At 62.1% G+C, this 16439-nt stretch carries 15 protein-coding genes; 4 read left to right on the top strand and 11 right to left on the bottom strand.

Annotated elements, in window-relative coordinates; genetic code table 11:
* Window positions 1-307: 307 nt before the first annotated feature.
* A complete protein-coding gene (locus tag KBW95_RS03050) occupies window positions 308-1048 on the top strand; it encodes a helix-turn-helix domain-containing protein (RefSeq protein WP_211523149.1) in 741 nt (246 codons plus the stop codon).
* On the opposite strand, the gene KBW95_RS03045 is transcribed toward KBW95_RS03050, so the two are convergent.
* The 9 genes from KBW95_RS03045 to KBW95_RS03005 all read right to left on the bottom strand — a co-directional run bounded on the left by KBW95_RS03045 (window position 1045) and on the right by KBW95_RS03005 (window position 9245).
* Complete coding sequence (locus KBW95_RS03045) at window positions 1045-2253, bottom strand: GGDEF domain-containing protein (RefSeq protein WP_373888747.1); 1209 nt, start codon at window positions 2251-2253, stop codon at window positions 1045-1047. The two genes, KBW95_RS03050 and KBW95_RS03045, sit on opposite strands and share 4 nt — an antisense overlap.
* 9 nt (window positions 2254-2262) lie before the next feature.
* The gene (locus KBW95_RS03040; protein WP_211527452.1) at window positions 2263-2766 is read right to left on the bottom strand and encodes a universal stress protein; all 504 of its coding nucleotides are present in this window, start codon (window positions 2764-2766) and stop codon (window positions 2263-2265) included.
* Between the two features lie 30 nt (window positions 2767-2796).
* Window positions 2797-3234, bottom strand: coding sequence for a universal stress protein (locus KBW95_RS03035; RefSeq protein WP_211527451.1), 438 nt, complete (start codon window positions 3232-3234; stop codon window positions 2797-2799).
* 46 nt (window positions 3235-3280) lie between these two features.
* Window positions 3281-3697: a universal stress protein gene (locus tag KBW95_RS03030; protein ID WP_211523145.1), complete on the bottom strand. Its 417-nt coding sequence runs from the start codon at window positions 3695-3697 to the stop codon at window positions 3281-3283.
* Between the two features lie 81 nt (window positions 3698-3778).
* Window positions 3779-4471 (bottom strand): hypothetical protein, encoded by a 693-nt coding sequence (locus KBW95_RS03025; protein ID WP_211527450.1) that lies wholly within the window; start codon window positions 4469-4471, stop codon window positions 3779-3781.
* Window positions 4472-5369: 898 nt separating this feature from the next.
* Entirely contained in the window at window positions 5370-6146 is a 777-nt protein-coding gene (locus KBW95_RS03020) for a hypothetical protein (RefSeq protein ID WP_211523143.1), read from the bottom strand.
* 62 nt (window positions 6147-6208) lie between these two features.
* On the bottom strand, window positions 6209-7543 hold the full coding sequence (locus KBW95_RS03015) for an amidohydrolase family protein (protein WP_211527449.1): 1335 nt from the start codon (window positions 7541-7543) through the stop codon (window positions 6209-6211).
* A 34-nt stretch (window positions 7544-7577) separates the two neighbouring features.
* Window positions 7578-8363 carry an alpha/beta fold hydrolase gene (locus KBW95_RS03010; RefSeq protein ID WP_211523141.1) on the bottom strand — a complete coding sequence of 262 codons (786 nt, stop codon included), beginning with the start codon at window positions 8361-8363 and terminating at the stop codon, window positions 7578-7580.
* A 9-nt stretch (window positions 8364-8372) separates the two neighbouring features.
* Window positions 8373-9245 carry a fumarylacetoacetate hydrolase family protein gene (locus tag KBW95_RS03005; protein ID WP_211527448.1) on the bottom strand — a complete coding sequence of 291 codons (873 nt, stop codon included), beginning with the start codon at window positions 9243-9245 and terminating at the stop codon, window positions 8373-8375.
* Window positions 9246-9475: 230 nt separating this feature from the next.
* Between KBW95_RS03005 and KBW95_RS03000 the strand changes: the two genes are divergently transcribed.
* Window positions 9476-10330, top strand: coding sequence for a helix-turn-helix domain-containing protein (locus tag KBW95_RS03000; RefSeq protein ID WP_211527447.1), 855 nt, complete (start codon window positions 9476-9478; stop codon window positions 10328-10330).
* A 669-nt stretch (window positions 10331-10999) separates the two neighbouring features.
* Here KBW95_RS03000 and phaP read toward each other — a convergent pair.
* Together phaP and KBW95_RS02990 are read right to left on the bottom strand one after the other, a co-directional pair.
* On the bottom strand, window positions 11000-11623 hold the full coding sequence (gene phaP, locus KBW95_RS02995) for a TIGR01841 family phasin (protein ID WP_267875407.1): 624 nt from the start codon (window positions 11621-11623) through the stop codon (window positions 11000-11002).
* A 413-nt stretch (window positions 11624-12036) separates the two neighbouring features.
* Complete coding sequence (locus tag KBW95_RS02990; RefSeq protein WP_211527445.1) at window positions 12037-14118, bottom strand: EAL domain-containing protein; 2082 nt, start codon at window positions 14116-14118, stop codon at window positions 12037-12039.
* A 712-nt stretch (window positions 14119-14830) separates the two neighbouring features.
* Here KBW95_RS02990 and KBW95_RS02985 point away from each other — a divergent pair.
* Window positions 14831-15853: a hypothetical protein gene (locus KBW95_RS02985; protein WP_211527444.1), complete on the top strand. Its 1023-nt coding sequence runs from the start codon at window positions 14831-14833 to the stop codon at window positions 15851-15853.
* 159 nt (window positions 15854-16012) lie between these two features.
* Window positions 16013-16201, top strand: coding sequence for a hypothetical protein (locus tag KBW95_RS02980; protein ID WP_211527443.1), 189 nt, complete (start codon window positions 16013-16015; stop codon window positions 16199-16201).
* Window positions 16202-16439: the final 238 nt, after the last annotated feature.

Genomic DNA, 16439 nt, shown 5'->3' with positions numbered 1-16439 from the left:
GGCCGGAGCCCGCTTGCAATGTAGGGGCGTGTGCCCGCGCAGATCCGAACCAATTCACGCATTGCTTTCTCGCTGTCGCATTCAACCGACGTGGTCGGATCGACTGTAAATCCTCCGCGCGCGGAAGTCATGCATCTGAATTGACCGAGATCAAATTGCGCATAGATAAAGGGAGCCGTTTCCTGAGCTCACCATACGCTGCCCGCGGGGAAACTCATCCGTATTTCCGCTTGCCCCTTCGGGGACTTTGCCAGATACTGGTCAAGCGTGGCCTTCGTGGTCCTTCAAGGGGGAACGGATGAATCACATGAGCATTCCTCGCGTCCTGCGTACGCCCGTCCCGGTTCCGCAGTCCGCCCATTGTCCTCGCTGTATCGTCCGCGATGCATGCGCGCCTGCGGGTGCCGATGCCAGCGGGGCCGGGGCATTCGATGTGCTCGCCGGCTATCGCCGCCGCCTGGAACGCGACGAAACCCTGTTGCGCAGGGCCCAGCCTTTGGTGGCGCTCTATGTGGTGCGCCTGGGACACCTGAAGGCCACGCGTCCCGACCGCCACGGCCAGCCACACGTTACCGCATTCCATATGGCTGGAGACCTGATCGGACTGGACGCCATCTGCGCCGGGCATCACGCATGCACCGTGGTGGCGCTGGAAGACAGCGAAGTATGTGCGATCCCCTATCCCGAATTTCAGGATGCCTTGCGGGCATCATCGCAGTTGATGCAGCGCTTCCACTGCGCCATGAGCCATGAAATCGTCCGCGAGCAGGCCGCGCTCATACAGGCGAATACCCCGGCGGCCGAACGGCTGGCAGGCTTCCTGCTGAGTCTCTCGGCAAGATATGCCGAACGTGGCTTGTCCCCGAACCGGTTTCGCCTGCACATGTCGCGCGCGGATATCGGCAACCACCTTGGACTGGCGCTGGAAAGCGTCAGCCGGCTGCTGACCCGTTTTCGCGACCTGGGGTGGATCGAGCTCGACAAGCGTGAACTCGTCCTGCGCGACCCGGACAAGCTCGAGGCGCTGCTGACCGCCGTCCCCGCTTAGCTGCCAGGGCCGGTATCCAGGGCCAGTTCGATGCGGTTCCGCCCGCCCGACTTGGCCCGGTAGAGGGCGGCGTCGGCCTCGGCCAGCAAGGCGTCGAAATGCGCATGGCCGGGCCCGAGCGCCGCGACGCCGATGCTGATCGTGCACGCGACGCTGCCTTGGGGAAGTTCGAGCCGTATGGCCGCCACAGCCTTGCGCATCCTCTCGGCGCAAGCGAGCGCATCTTCCACTGGCGTCTCGGGCATGACGCAGACGAACTCTTCGCCACCGACGCGGCCGAAGTAGTCACTGGCGCGCAGTTCGTCCGAACATGCCTTGCCGATCGCGCGGATCAGTGCGTCGCCCGCCGCATGGCCGAAGGTGTCGTTGATGCGCTTGAAGTAGTCGATATCGAGCATGCTGATCGTCAACGGCCTGTTGTACCGCCGCGCCAGCGCGAGATCATGGGTGGCGAGCTCGATCAGGTAGCCGCGCGCCAGCAGTCCGCTCAGGCTGTCGTGGCGGGCGGCATACTCGAGCGCATGCTCCGCCGCGAAGGCGCCGCGCCGCAGGCGGCCATGCGCGACGGCGATGGCCACCGCCAGCCCAAGCGTGAGCAGGTAGAGCAGGAGGCTGCTGGTGAAGAGCTGCTGTGGCAGGACGGCGGCAGCCAGCACGGCAAACAGCAGCGAAGGGAACGGGAACAGGTACAACAAGCGATGCAGGCGCGGCTCGACCAGGGCCGCCAGGAACATGGCCCCGGTAATCGCCGGCAGTGCGAGCACCAGGCCGCCGGGGAGGAGTGCCGAACTCAGGATCATGGCGCCCGTATGCGTGCCGTACACGAAGCCGCAGCGCCAGGCGACGGGGATGGCAGGGTGCCACTCGGCGTAGCCTGCCGCTCCGGCCAGCACCAGCGCCAGGCGCACGAGGCAAGTGGCGCCTGCGCGCTCCGGATCGAGCCAATAGTCCCAGGCGCTGAACAGGATCACGGCGATGCCGAACACGGCCCCGAGCGCGGGCAGCATGCCGGATATGCTGCGGTCGAGGGCGACGCCGAACTCGCGCTCGAGGGGCGGGTCGAGCGTGCCCAGGATGCGCGTCCGTGCAGCGCGCCAGCGCTGCCCCAGGCCAGGACGAGCACCGGCCTGCACCTCGCCCCTGCCGGCAAGCTTCGCGTGGCTTGCAAGCATGCGCCATGCCTGCCACTGTGGATGGAAACGCACTGGCTGTCCCTATCGCGTGGAATGCTCGGCAGGGCACGGACGCGCGAACCCCTGCGCACGTTCGTCGTCCGGAACCGGACGCAACACCATGACCGGGACCGGTGCATACGCGAGAACGGCCTGCGTGACGCTGCCCGCCAGCAGGCGGCTCAGCCCGCGCCGGCCATGCGAGCCCATGAAGATCAGGTCGCACGCCTGCTCGCGAGCAGTACCGACGATCACCTTACCGGGATCCATGGACAGTTCGACGCGCTCGGTACACGTCACGCCCGCTTTCCGCGCGCGTGCGCAGACGGCCGCGACCTGCGCTTTCGCCTCCTCGAGCAGGACGTCGATCTCCAGCCCCGCATCGATCACCATCGCGGCCTCGGCCGACTGCATCGCCGGCTGGGGCATGGCGACGGAGAGCGCCACGATCTCGCCGCCGCAGGCGCGGGCGAAGTCGATCGCGGCGGCGACGGCGTTCTCGGAGACGGCAGAGCCGTCGGTAGGAACCAGGATACGCTTGTACATGGCTGTCGTCCTTTCTGGCGCGGCGGCGCCCTAGCGGTGCACCATCACGGGGATCGCGCTGTGGACGAGCACCTTCTGGGTCTCGCTGCCCAGAAGCAGTCCCTTGATGCCCCTGCGGCCGTGTGAAGCCATCACGATGAGATCGCAGTGCTGCGCCCGCGCGGTGGCAATGATGGCCTCGTAGGGAGTATCGGATACCACTTGCAGGCAGGTGCAGCGCACACCCGCATCGCGCGCGGCCTCGGCGACCTCGTCCAGCAGACGCCCCGCCCGCGCCTTGCTGGCCTCCGCGTACTGGGACGCGGTTTGTTCCAGCATTTCCGCGTCGGTGGTGAAGGTATGGAACTCGGGTACCGCGGTCATGGCGACCAGTTCGGCCCCGACGCTCCTGGCGAAGCCGACGGCGGCCAGGGCGGCTCGTCCCGAAGCTTCGGAACCGTCGGTCGGAAACAGAATTCGCTTGTACATGTCCACTCCTGGATGACGTTGTGGAAGGGGCCGCCTGCCGGTTTTGTTAGGCGGGTTCGACGCTCCCCCGGTACAGCATGACCGGCAAGGGGGAATAGGCGAGCACCAGTTGAGGCACCCGCGCGGCGATCAGCTTGGTCAGGCCTCCCTGTCCATGTGTCGCCATGAAAATCAGGTCGCAATGTCGTTCAAGGGCGATTCGGATGATTTCCTCGTACTCCGGCGATCCGGCGGAGGTGAGCTCGCTATGCGGCACCCCCGCGTCCCCGGCCAGGCGGGCGATTCTAGCGGCGCGGCGCGCAGCCAGGTCAAGCGCCCGCTCGCGCCCCGTCGGGGAGCCTGGCTCGGCGATAGACAAGGCGACGATTTCAGCGCCACAACCGCGCGCGAGCGACACCGCAGCCTTACCCGCGGTGTCGGACAAGGGCGAGCCATCGGTAGGAACCAGGATTTTGCGGAACATGATCGCCTTTCCTGTCCGTCTGCGTTGAAGGACTTTTAGCGCAAGTCTGTACGGCTCAATCAAAAAAATATTTGATGCAGGTCAAGAGACAAGTAATTTCGCAGGTGTTGATCGCCGCCGGGCCAAATGCCGGCCCAGCCCAAGGACCAACAGCCCTGCCGCCATGAGGGCGAGCGGTGCCGGCTCCGGCACCACACCCACCTGGACGGACAGCCTCGCATCGGTGGTGGAGGACATCTGCCAGTGGAGTGGCACATCGGGATTGCTCGGAAAAACATCGATCGCGTAATACCCATAGATGCCATCGCTCGAGTCAGCCTGGAGCGGGCTCAATGGTCCAGTTGATTCCGGGTTGTGCGGCAGGTAGGTCAGCGTATGAGAGAAACGGACCGTGTAGCTGGCGTCCGGCGGACCTGGAGTGTTAAACAAGATCGTGTGGCTGTACGCGTCGAAGCTGGGGGACTGGCCGGTCCGATTGACCGAGCTGTTGGCGCTGCCGCCGTAGTGGTAGATCTGGTCTCCGATCCGGAAGTCGATCGCCACCGCGCCTCCGTTGTTGTCGGCCCGGTTGGAAGGCATGGCGTCCGGCTCGAACGCCGACGTGAGTGTCAGTTCAAAAGGAAGCAAGGGCGCCGGCGTGGCGCTGTTCAAGCCGAGTGCGAACAGGACGGTGCTGTCGACATCGCTGGTACCGGCAGAATGCGTGGTGACGACGACCGGATCGGCCAAGGCCACGACCGGCAGTCCTAGCAGGATCATGCAACTACGCTTCATCAGGGCTCTCCGCAGGATTGTCATCGAACTCGGCATGTGATCGGCAACATCAGGCCCGTTCGAGGCTGCTCAGGGAAGGGATGCGGGCCACGTTGCCTAGGGCGAACGATCCCCACACCGGGCCTCTCTGTAGAAATCGATGCGGTTTCACCCATGGCATCCAATGGAGCACTGTTCACCGGAAAGTCTGCGGGGACATCCAGGTCTACCGCCGATGCATACTTTTCGCTGTCAATAGAGTGTCGCCATTAGCCGGTGACCGCGTCTGTGGCCAAGCCTGGCAAGCAGCGCTCAATGGCTCGCCACAGCCAGCTTTCCGGGAAGTGCCAAGCCGGGGCCCACCGTTGCGTCATCCCAATGCTTCTTCGCTTGGCCTTCCATCGGCGCAGCCTCCGAAACCGCCTGTGTCGATATCACCTTAGTCCGCGCCCATCTTTCGATCAAGAGCATTTTGGGCGTTTTCGAGGCCCTCATCTCGTGATGCTGCTAATCGAAATACGAAGATACTAACAACGGCCTGCTGGGCCGCTCGTGGAGCGATGGAACGTCGGACCGCCCTTGCCAAATAAGATATGCCGAAGATGGAAACCGAAAAAACGAAACGGGCCTCATTTTGAGGCCCGTTCGTATTTTTATTTGGAGGCGAGGACGGGAGTCGAACCCGTCTAGACGGCTTTGCAGGACGCATTATACTCAACAATTTCAAAGACTTAGTTGAGAACCACAGTATTTCACCACCTGAGCTCGCTCAAGCTTGGGCCCAGGTCCGGCGGGAACAGTCATCGAAGTGTGCCTTTCCGGTGTAAGGTCGGCCGTCATCCATTGCCCGGGGTCTCGAAGATAGATAATGCGCTGTCGTGCCGCGTTATCGGCCGAGCCCAGTATCGTCAAGCGGAAGTTACAAGTTCCACTTCAGCATCAGCATTGGTGAGTTGCGTGAATAATTCGCACCGTTGATCTTGTAGCGATGGATCTCGTACCGCAGGCCGAGTTGTACCCTTCCCTTCGGGTCCATCTCCAACAAGAGCTCCGGCCTGAGGAACACCTCGGTCCCATTGCTTCCCGCACCGTTGACCAAGGAGAGAAGGTTGAAGTGCAGCTGTTGCCCGGCAATCGGCCATGGCTTGGACATCAGCACCGAACGCCACAGCCATTCACCGCGGTAGAAATTCGTATTCCGACGAAGGAGTCCACTTTCGAAATACGCGAACCCGGGAACTGAGAAATTCAACGAGACCCCATGGTTGTAGGAGCGGAAATCGGCATAGCTGGCCCTTTCATACCTCGCGATCAAGGAAACATCGATGATCGGACCGAGCGAAAGCTGGCGGCCGCTGAGTTTCCCCAGGCTCAGGCGAGGATTGAAGACCATCAGGTTCTGGAAGCTGCTGCTTCCACCGAATGAGCCAGCACCAGCCCCGCCCACATGATCACCATGAAAAACCTCGGCATCCACGTACACGTCACCGTATTTAAAGCCGGCGAAATACTCGAACTGGTAGGTCTTGAGATGTTCGTCGTCAGTGCCGGTGCCGAGCACCGGATCCGCTTTCGACCGCGTGGTGTAGAGGGCATTCAGGTTCGCCACCTGAAATTCGGCGGCAACGCTCGTTCCGGCCATCGTCAAGCCTGCAGCGGCCAGGGCAACCCGGGCCACATGGTGCATCTTACTCATCTTGTCTCCATGATCTTGTGATTGTTGGCCGGGACATGATCTAGCCCCAGCCGGATGCTTCATCAAGCCGGGATGGCTTCCTGGACGCCCTTGTCGCGCAAGGGGTTTTCACTGTCGGGAATGTGCAGTGCAGCTTCGCGCGGGCTGCTGTCATGGAGGTTCTTGTGAACGACACCGTCCTGCATGACCATGGCGATGCGCGACGGTTCGGTCAGAATGCGCAGATCATGGAGCGGATCTCCATCGACCATCACCAGGTCCGCTATATAGCCGGGCTGGATCTGGCCCAACTCATCGGCGCGCATCATGAGTTCGCCGCCCAGACGGGTGGCCGCCAACAGCGCTTCTTTCGAGCTCATGCCGATATAGTCGACGAAATACTGCAGGTCGTTTGCATTCGTACCGTGCGGCATCCATGCAAATCCATAGTCGCCGCCCGGCAGGACGCGGACACCGCGTTTGTGCATCTTGCTCAGGGTTTCGGATGCCGCTTCCAGTTCGCGCCGGTAACCCATCTTTTCCGCCACTTCCGTCGTGATGCCGTATTCCGACGCATTGAAGCAGGTGCGCACCAGCCAGCCGATGCCCGGCGCCACGAAGTGCTTGTCCTTGTTTGCTTCGAGCAGGTCGAGCGCTTCCTCGTCTGCAAAACTCGCGTGGAAGATCAGCTCGAGACCGTGCCGGACGCACTGCTTCACCGATTCGCTCGACCGGGCATGGGCCGCCACCCGCTTGCCATAGCGTTTGGCTTCGGCGGCAAGCATGGCGACTTCTTCGTCGGAGAATGGCGACAGCTCCGCTGCGATGCCTGCGATATATTCGCCGGACAGATTGATCTTGAGATGGTCGACGCCATATTTGATGAACATCCGCGCCGCCTTGCGGATCTCTTCAGGACCGCTGACGATATGGCCAAAGCTGAGTTCCTGGAACGGCAGGTGCGGCAGGGTCATGTCGCCGAGGCCGCCCAGGGTCGTGATCTCCTGGCTCCCCGCCAGATAGCGGGGACCGACACATTGGCCGGCAGTGATGGCATTGCGCAGTACCACGTCGAGCCGCGCTTTGGCCGCTGCCGCACCAAGCGCCGAGGTCCATCCCATGTCGAGGTAGCGCTTGGCCACCTGAACGCACCAGAGAATGTGCTCTTCAGGCGGCATCATCTGGATGGCCGCAAGGCTTGGCTGGTCGTTCCACGAGAAGTGCGTGTGCGCTTCCGTCATGCCCGGCATCAGGAACTTGCCTTTGCCGTCGATGACCTGATCGGCACGGCCGGCGAGCTTGTTGGGAAAATGCGCGACCTCGACGATGCGGTTTCCTTCGATGAGAATCTCGCCGTTGAACACCTCTCCGCCGCTTCCATCGAAAATCGCAACGTTCGTAATTGCTGTCTTTTTCATTTCTGTCTCCTCCACCCTCGACACAAGGAAGGCGTTAATTGGCTTGGTTCAAGAAGTCGTTGAGCTCGTCCATGCATTCTTGCGGACGCTCGAATGTGGTCCAGTGGCCGCAAGCTTTGAACACGACCATTCGGCTGTTCGTTATACGTGCGGCCATTTCCTCGACTGCGGCGGCGGGCGCCACGCCATCCTGATCTCCGGTCACAAGCAAGGTCGGCACCTTAATCTGTTCGACGGCAGCCGCTCGCGCCTTGGCCAGGGCGATACAGCATTGCGCATAGCCTTCCGGGGTCTGCCGCATCAGGCTCTCGCGCACCATGGCGAGCACGACCGGTTCGTTCTCCTTGGTTTCACGTCCGGTAGCCCCTGAAACGATCGCATCCGCAATCTCTTGCATCGCCGCGATGCCACCCGTAGCCGCTTTGTCCGCACGCGCCAGGATGCCCGGGCGGCCGGCGTCAGGCGGACACAGCAGCGGACCAAACAGGGCCAGGCGCTGCACCAGGGCCGGGTTGCGCGTGGCAAGATGCTGGCAGACGATGGTTCCCATCGAATGTCCGAGAAAAGTCGCCCGACTCACCTCCAGTTCATCGCAAACAGCTTCGACGGCGCTAACCATGGTGTCGATGCTGACCGGGTCGCTCGGAATCGCGGAACGCCCGCTGGCGGGCAAGTCGATTCGGACAATACGGTAGCCCTGCATTGCGGGGAGCAGGGGCGTCCACGTATTGCTCGTCCCGCCCAAGCCGTGGATGCAGACGACAACCGGTCCCTCGCCTTCGACCTCGACGGCGATGCCTTGAATGACGTGGCTAGTCATGTCCGTTCCTTAAACGAATTTGTTTTCGATGGCGCCGATACCGTCGATCTCGACCCGTACCACATCGCCCGCCGCCAGGAAACGCGGCGGCGTCATGCCCAGGCCGACGCCTGCCGGCGTTCCGGTCGCGATCACATCGCCCGGATAAAGGGTGATTCCGCGCGAGATAGTCTCGATCAGCATGGGAATGTCGAAGATGAGGTTTTCGGTCGGACCGTCCTGGCGCAGCTCGCCGTTGACCCAGCAACGCACGCGGGTATTGGTGCCGTCGAGCTGGTCGGCCGTGACGATCCATGGTCCCATCGGGCAGAAGGTGTCGAACGATTTGCCCATGTCCCACTGCTGGTGACGCATCTGGACGTCGCGTGCGGTAATGTCGTTGACCACCGTGTAGCCGAACACGTGATCCATCGCGTTGTCGCGGGTGATGTTCTTGCCACCTTTGCCGATGACAACCGCCAACTCGGCTTCATAGTCGATCTGTTCGGAGATCGCCGCACCTGGCAAGATGATATTGGCGGTCGGGCCAACCACGCATTCCGGAACCTTGGTAAACACAATCGGCCACGACTCCGGGTTCTTGTCGTTGTCCTTGAACACCGAGGTCTGCAATTCCTTTGCGTGGGCGTGGTAATTGCGGCCGACACACCAGAGATTGCGGCGCGGCTGGGGCAGCGGCGCCTCCAGGTTCACGGACGCGACCGACACAGCCTGGCCCGCCGCCGCCGGCAGTGCTTCGCCTTTCGCCAGCAGTTCGATCACGGCGAGGACGCCCTTTGCAGCGACGGCTTGCGGCAGGTCCAGCGGCATGACGCTCTGACCGTCGGCGCTGACGATTCCCACAAAGCGGCGGCCGTCGTATTGATAAGTAGCGAGTTGCATTCCTTGTTTCTCCTAGATGCGGTCTGTTCCAACCGGTGCGGAACGATCAACCGTGCAGGGAGTGTAGGAAGGATGAAAAAGCCGCGCTTATCGGGGAATGCCGGGCCTTATCCAGCTGTCGGATAACTTATCAAGGAGTCTGATATCTTTTCGCTGAATGCTCGTTATCAGGAGGGAGGCGTTAAAATCCAGCTACAAATCGACCAGAAAAACTGGCAAGGAGACATTCAATGACAGCGGCGTACGCGTTCCGTGAAGGGGCGTTCGGCCAAGCGATCGTGCTTGAGGCCAGTAGTGATCTTGTTGCGCATTCACATTCGGAATCGCAGATCGTGTTCTGGCTAGGTGGTTCGCGGGCACGGGCCAAGGTTGGCGCGGACGAGGTGGAATACTGCGAGAACGTTGGGCTGGCGACGAACGCGAACCAATCGCATGACATGTCGCTGCTGGATCAGCATGGGCCTGCCGTGTTCCTGGTCTTCATGATTTCACGAAGCTGGTTGAACGAGCGCCGCAGGGTGACCGGACGGCCTTTTGTGTTCCCCTCCCCCCGGATTCCAATCGATGCCGCCCTGCGCCAGGCCTGCTGGCAGATCCTTGACCTCATCCTCTACTCGCGGGATTCAGAAGAAAAGCTGGATGAACTGGTCGAGCAGCTCATTATCGCGAGCATCGATGCAGTCACCCGGGAGCGCTTCGGGGATACGAAATGGCTGCTTCCGCCCTTGCTCGATCACCGCTTGCGTACCGCGATTGCGCTGATGCGCGAAAACGTCAGCGAAAAGTTTGCAGTGGATGAGATAGCGAGCCGGGTTGGCGTTTCGAGAGCGCACCTGTTTACGCTATTCCGCGATCAGCTCAATACGACGCCTCAGGTGTTCTGGAGTGCAGTACGGGTGGAGGAAGCAATGCGCCGGCTCATCAGCCAGGGAGAATCCTTGACCTCAGTGGCTTTGGATCTTGGATTCTCGGCACCGGGCAACTTCTCGAGATTTTTTAAAGACCACACCGGTGTCTCGCCATCAACGTTTCGTCGCGCGGCAAGTGGCGCGACACCGTCGACCGTGACGGGTCTAGCTGTGTAGGTCGCACATACCTGCGAGCAGCCTTCAAGCCGCGAGCGCATGATGATGACGCAAAAGCAAATCGCCGGCTGAGCCGGCGATTTGCTTTGGTCTGACTTGAATCAATATCCAGATCTGGATAAAGAATAAACTGGAGGCGAGGACGGGAGTCGAACCCGTCTAGACGGCTTTGCAGGGCGTATTTCGCTCAGCGATATCAATCGTTTAGTCGAGAACCGCAGGTTATGCCACATCGCCCTGCTCGTCAGGGGCGATAAGGCCTCAAGGCCATGTCAACCCCTATGGCGGCGGCCGACGCGCCTCACGGCCTGCTTTGCGAACTCAGTAGGAATCCTAGCTGCAAGATACTCGTCATTGCTGGCGCATTTTCTCCGCCTTCTTAATTTTTTTGTCTGCCTTTTTTTCCTTCGGCGTCCTGGCCGGTTCTTTTTTCGTGGCTCTCTTCGAATCGTGATTCTTGCTCATTATCGTTCCTTTTAACGTGGGCTATTGCGATGTGCCGGCGTACATTCAGTGGAAGATCATCGATGGCCTGTTCCGCCAGAGACAAATGCGCGCGCCGTTTCCTCGATGACGTGGTCAAACACGCTACTGCAAATGAAGGCGACGGCGACACCGCGTGGTCGGCGGCGTCCCAACACCTCGCTGTCGGGGCCAGGACGCCCAAGGTCAGCGCGCCGGGGACGGGATCTTGTTGCCGGCCTGGTTGTTGCCGCCTTGCGCGTTGCCGGAACCACCCGACGGACGCGCTTGGCCGTCGGGCTTCACGCCCGCGCCGTCGGCGCCGCTTTGCAGGTTGCCTGAGAATTGGGCGCCGGCCCTGGCGCCGCGCTCAGCATCCTGCCGAAAGGCGTCACGCGAATTCTTCATCGCATCCGCTTGTTGACGCAAGCTTTTGTCGATGTCTTCACCCGAGACGCGCGTCACCTCGTCGGCCAGGGCGTGCGCGGTACGGGACGTTTCCTGGACATGCTGCTCGGTCACGCGGGTCAGGTCGACCTGGGTGCTGGCGGCAAGCTGCGACAACTGCTGCTGGTACGAACGCAACTTGTCGGCAGCGGGCTGGGCGCGCGATGCCGCCGCCGACAGCGCGTCGGTCGGACTTCCGGTGGCCAGCATGCGTCGGACGGTGCTGGCGCTTTCCTCGAACAGGGTCTGGCCCAGCTGCATGTTCATCTGAAATACCTGCTGCAGGGAGTCGGAGATCGTTTGCGATAGTTCGTTGTAGAACGCGCTCTGTGCATCGATATGCGAACGCAACGCGGGATTGACGGATTGGGGGAATGGATACATGAAGTACCTTTCAAAAGTTATAACAAATTGGACATGCAGGTGCGCCTGACGCAATGCGTGGACAGGTCCGGCGGGAATGGCAGCACAGCAAATGCCGTCTGGGAGAGGACGATCGCTGAGATCGCGTATGACCATCACACTATGCGCTCATTTCCGCGTGCGTGCGGCCAATTTGCAAATCTATTTTTGTGGAATAGCAAGCGGCAACATATTGCTCCGGAAGGCGCCCGCCTTGGCAGCGCGCGCGGCCGGGCCTCAGACAACATCGAACGGGACGACGATCTAGTGGCACATGCCGCCGGCCAGGACCAACAGATGCCGGATCCCCTGGCCGTCACGCACCATGTCGTTGGTCGCATAAAAGGCCATGCCGGCAGTTCAAAAACAGCCCGCCGGCAGCCAGCCAGCCGAAGTCACCCACCTGCATGCAGCATCGCCCGCATCCGGTCGGCGTCGACAGGCTTGCTGAAAAAATAGCCCTGTCCCTCGCCACAGCCGTGCAGCTTGAGAAAGGCTAGTTGGACCGCATTCTCGATGCCTTCGGCGATGACACGCTGGTGCAGGCTCCTTCCCATGCCGATCACGGCGCTCACGATGGCGCCGTTTCTTTCCGCACTACCATCGATCGCCCTGACGAAGGACTGGTCGATCTTGAGCACATCGATCGGAAACTGGTTCAGGTAACTGAGGCTGGAATAGCCGGTGCCGAAGTCATCGACGGCAATCTGCACGCCCATCGCCTTGAACTTCGCGAGCAAGCCGGCACTGGCCGCGACGTCGCGCATCAGCACGCTCTCGGTCAGTTCCAGCTGCAGCCAGACCGGGTCGGCCCCGGTTGCCTTGAAGATGGCAAGCGCGTGGTCGAAATAGTCGCGGTGGCGGAACTCCATGGCAGAGACATTGACCGCGATCGACACCGGTGCAATCCCGCTGTCACGCCAGCGCACCGCTTGGGTACAGGCTTCGCGCAACACCCACCGTCCCAGGGGAATGACCAGGCCGCACTCCTCGGCAATGTGGATGAAGCGCTCCGGCGGAACCAGTCCCCATTCCGGGTGGTTCCAGCGCAGCAGGGCCTCGACGCCAGTGATCGTTTCGCTTTCCAGGTCCAGCTTGGGCTGGTAATGGAGTGTGAACTCGGACCGTTCGAGTGCGAGGCGCAAGTTACTTTCGATCAGTTGACGCTCGACGGCGCGCGCATTCATGTCGTGGCGAAAGAACTGGTAAGCGTTACGGCCTCGCTCCTTGGCGTGATACATCGCGGTATCGGCGTTCTTGAGCAGGGCGGCGGCATCCAGGCCGTCGAGCGGAAACACACTGATGCCGATGCTCGTGGACGTATGCAATTGATGCCCATCGAGCAGGAAAGGCGTCGATATGGCGATCAGGATCTTCTCGGCCGCCAGCGCCGCGTCCTGCGGGCGCCGCTCGTCCGCAAGCAGGACCACGAACTCGTCGCCTCCGTGGCGGCTGACCGTGTCGGACGAGCGCACACAGTCGAGCAGGCGTCCGGCCACGGCTTGCAGCAAATGGTCGCCGATGGCGTGTCCAAGCGAGTCGTTGATGTGCTTGAATTTGTCCAGGTCAAGGAAAAGGAGCGCCGGGCAGGTGTTGCTGCGTTTGGCCGATACGGTGGCCTGGGTGATGCGGTCGTTCAGGAGGACACGGTTGGGCAGGCCGGTGAGGAAATCGTGCTGGGCGAGGTGCTTCATCTTCGTGGTCAGCGCGACAGTATCGGAAACGTCCCTGAAGACCATGACGGCGCCCACCAGCAGTCCGTCCCAATCGAAGATAGGTGCGGCCGAATCTTCGATCCTCCTGCATTTGCCATGGCGATCCGCCATGACGACTTCCCCGGCCAGGCCCTCGACCTGGCCATCTCGCAGCACGGCTTCGACGGGATTGACGACCGGCGCGCCGCCATCGCCATCGACCATGACGAGTATTTCCGAGATGCGCCGGCCCTTGGCCTCGTCGCGTTTCCACCCGGTCATTAGTTCGGCGGCGATGTTCAGGTAGTCGACGCGCCCGTGCATGTCGACCGAGATGACGGCGTCGCCGATCGAGTTCAGCGTGATCTGCGCGCGTGCCTGGACAGCGTACAGCTTCTGCTCGACCTTCATGCGCTCGATTACATTGCGCAAGGATTGCGGCACCAGGTTATTGTCGAAGTAGCCCTTCGACAGCCAGCCCTGCGCGCCGCGCTGGACCGCCTCACTGGCATCCTGCTCTTCCCCGAGCGCGCACAGCGTCATGACTGGCGTATGGCGCGCGACCGCGTGAACCTGGTCGAAGCCCGCCAGGCCGCGGCTGTCCGGCAGGGTCAAGTCCAGCAGGATCGCATCGACCCCGCCCTGTTCGATGCGTCGCAGGCCGCTTGCCAAGGTCGAGGCGTTCTCCACGATGAAGGGGCCGTCGGATGCGCTGCCCAGTGCCTGGCGAAGGGTCCGGACATCGTCCGGGTCAGGCGAGATGACGAGTACCCGGTTTGCCACGTTGCCTCCTTGAGTACGGCCCAACACTTGCGGCCCCAGGCCGCCCCGCCGCAGCCGATCAACCAAAGCGCACCGCACCAGGTGGGACGCTCCTGTCGTCGGCGCGATACCGCCTGGCAGACAGTCGACCGGCGACGGGCTCCTGCATGCCCCCTCAGTGGAAATGACTGGTCGCTACCAGCATCGGTACCGATCACTCCCTGCAGTTCAACATCTGCAGGATTCCATGACCGTTGGTTCGGGGTTTCCGCGCACCGCCTCACCTCGGCTGGCTCGACCGGTTCCATGGATGGTTCCTCACGCGTTGCCAGAAAGCTTACAGGGCATGCTAGCACGGCGCACAAGCGTCGTCGCACGAATTGTTCGAGGCCAGGTTCTTGCGCGCCCTGGTCGCGGCGTGTGCGGCGCCGGAGGGCGGACTGTGGATCGCATGGACGCCCTACCGGCGTGTAAAGAATCCCGCGCATTGTCCACACCTGCGTCACCATCGGCGTACACTGATACTCCGGCTCCGCAAATGCGCGCCGCCCTCCCCTCCGGTCGCTGACGCCTCGCGTCATATCGCGAATGCTTCTCCTGGCGACCAGCACCAGCCCGCACGCTGCGGGCCGTACGACGCACCGCGATTCCCCCGGCATCGTCCTTGCGATCACATCGGGCATTTCCGAAGCGCCGGCAAGCATGCTTTCATCAATGGCAGCAGGAGAACATCATGCGACACAAGCTGAAGGCGGTCTTCGACGACCGCGACAAAGCCCAGCAGGCGCTGGACGAATTGCTGGCCTCCGGATACGCGCGCGCCGACGCGGACCTGGTGACCATGCCTGGCGTGCGGTCCGGATCCCACGACGCCCCGGCACTCGAATGGCCGGAGCGCCCCGGGACATCGACCGCCCGCTGGCTCTACCGCTCTCTCGCCCGGATGAAGAACCGTCCGGTGACGGCCGATCCGCAGTCGGATGCGGCGGACAGCCATGTCCTTACCCTGTCGACCGACAACGCCCAGGACGCGGAACGCGCCAGCTCGCTGGTTTCCGGCTTCGTGCATCTCAGCGGCGAGGATGCCTGGACGAGCGTACCCGCCAGGCCGGCGGACCTCGCGAACGTCGCCCAGCGCCGCACCGTCGCACCGGGAGCGCTGCAGTTCTACGCACGCGACGTCGACCACTATTTCGGCACCCACGATGCCGGTGACACGTTCATGATCGGCACTACCTACCGGGAACCGACGCTGTCGCCAGCACATTATCCAGCCTTGACACTCAACGATGGGGTAATGCGGGAAGGGCATGCCGACGACGATAGCCAGGATCCGGGGCACCGGAGGACCAGTGCCTCGACCAGCGCCGATGATGCTGGGTTCGCCCACGCACCCTCCCTCCGGAGGAGCGCATTCGCTCCTGGGCATCCGGGAAAATTCTCTGCTTGGGCCGACTTTATGGATGCCATCAAGCATGGCTGGAACCGATTCGGCACTGGCCACGCTCTGCACGAGGCCGACTACCGTTTTCATCATGCCCATAACTATCCCGGCACGGATTACAACGATCTGGCCCCGGTTTACCGCTACGGCCACAACGTGCGCCGCCGAGTCGCCTTCCTGGGCCGCGGCTGGAACGATGTGGAAGGCGAATTGCGGGACGAATGGGAGCGTGGTCATCAACAGCGCAAGCCAGCGACCTGGGAAGAGATCAGGGCGGCCTTGCACCACGGCTGGGACAGCATGAAGGACTGACCGGGCTGGACAGGCCGGGTATCCCTTTCCCAAGCTGAATCCGACCTCCGGCGAGGGAAAGGATGCACTAGAGGCGAAAACGCGCCTCGTCCTGCCTGGACAGCCTTGCATGGCCTATCGCGTTCCATAGCAGTGCCGGTCGGCACGGAAGAGAGAAGAATGGAACTGACAAATGAAGTCACGCTCAACGGTGGCGTGTACTGCTTTGAGGAGCTCGGACGGGTCGCAGAAGCGCGTGCGTGGATCGATGCGGGCGGCAGCGACATCGCGCAATTCCGAAACCTGTTTCCCGATGCGCGCCCTGTAATCACACATCCATACGGCTCGGGCAGCCAGCGCGGTGACTAGCGCGCGGGCCTGCTGCAATTACCGACTGGCCATGGATTGCCGATTAGCGCCGCGACACCTGGATGCGCATGGTCGTGCACAGGCCATTCTGCCCGCGTCGGGCCCGGTAGGCGGCCACGCGGCTTCCCAACGCAGTGTGCGCCGCTGCTCACATCGCGAGCGTATATGTGCGAAACATCTGCGGACAAAAAAATGGCCTCCATTTTGGAGGCCATTCATCTGATCTAGATCAGCACCT

It is taken from the genome of Massilia sp. ZL223 (assembly GCF_018119395.1).
Lineage (GTDB): Bacteria > Pseudomonadota > Gammaproteobacteria > Burkholderiales > Burkholderiaceae_D > Telluria.
The sequence above is the reverse complement of the archived record's forward strand: the minus strand, read 5'-3'. Positions and strand labels throughout refer to the sequence as shown.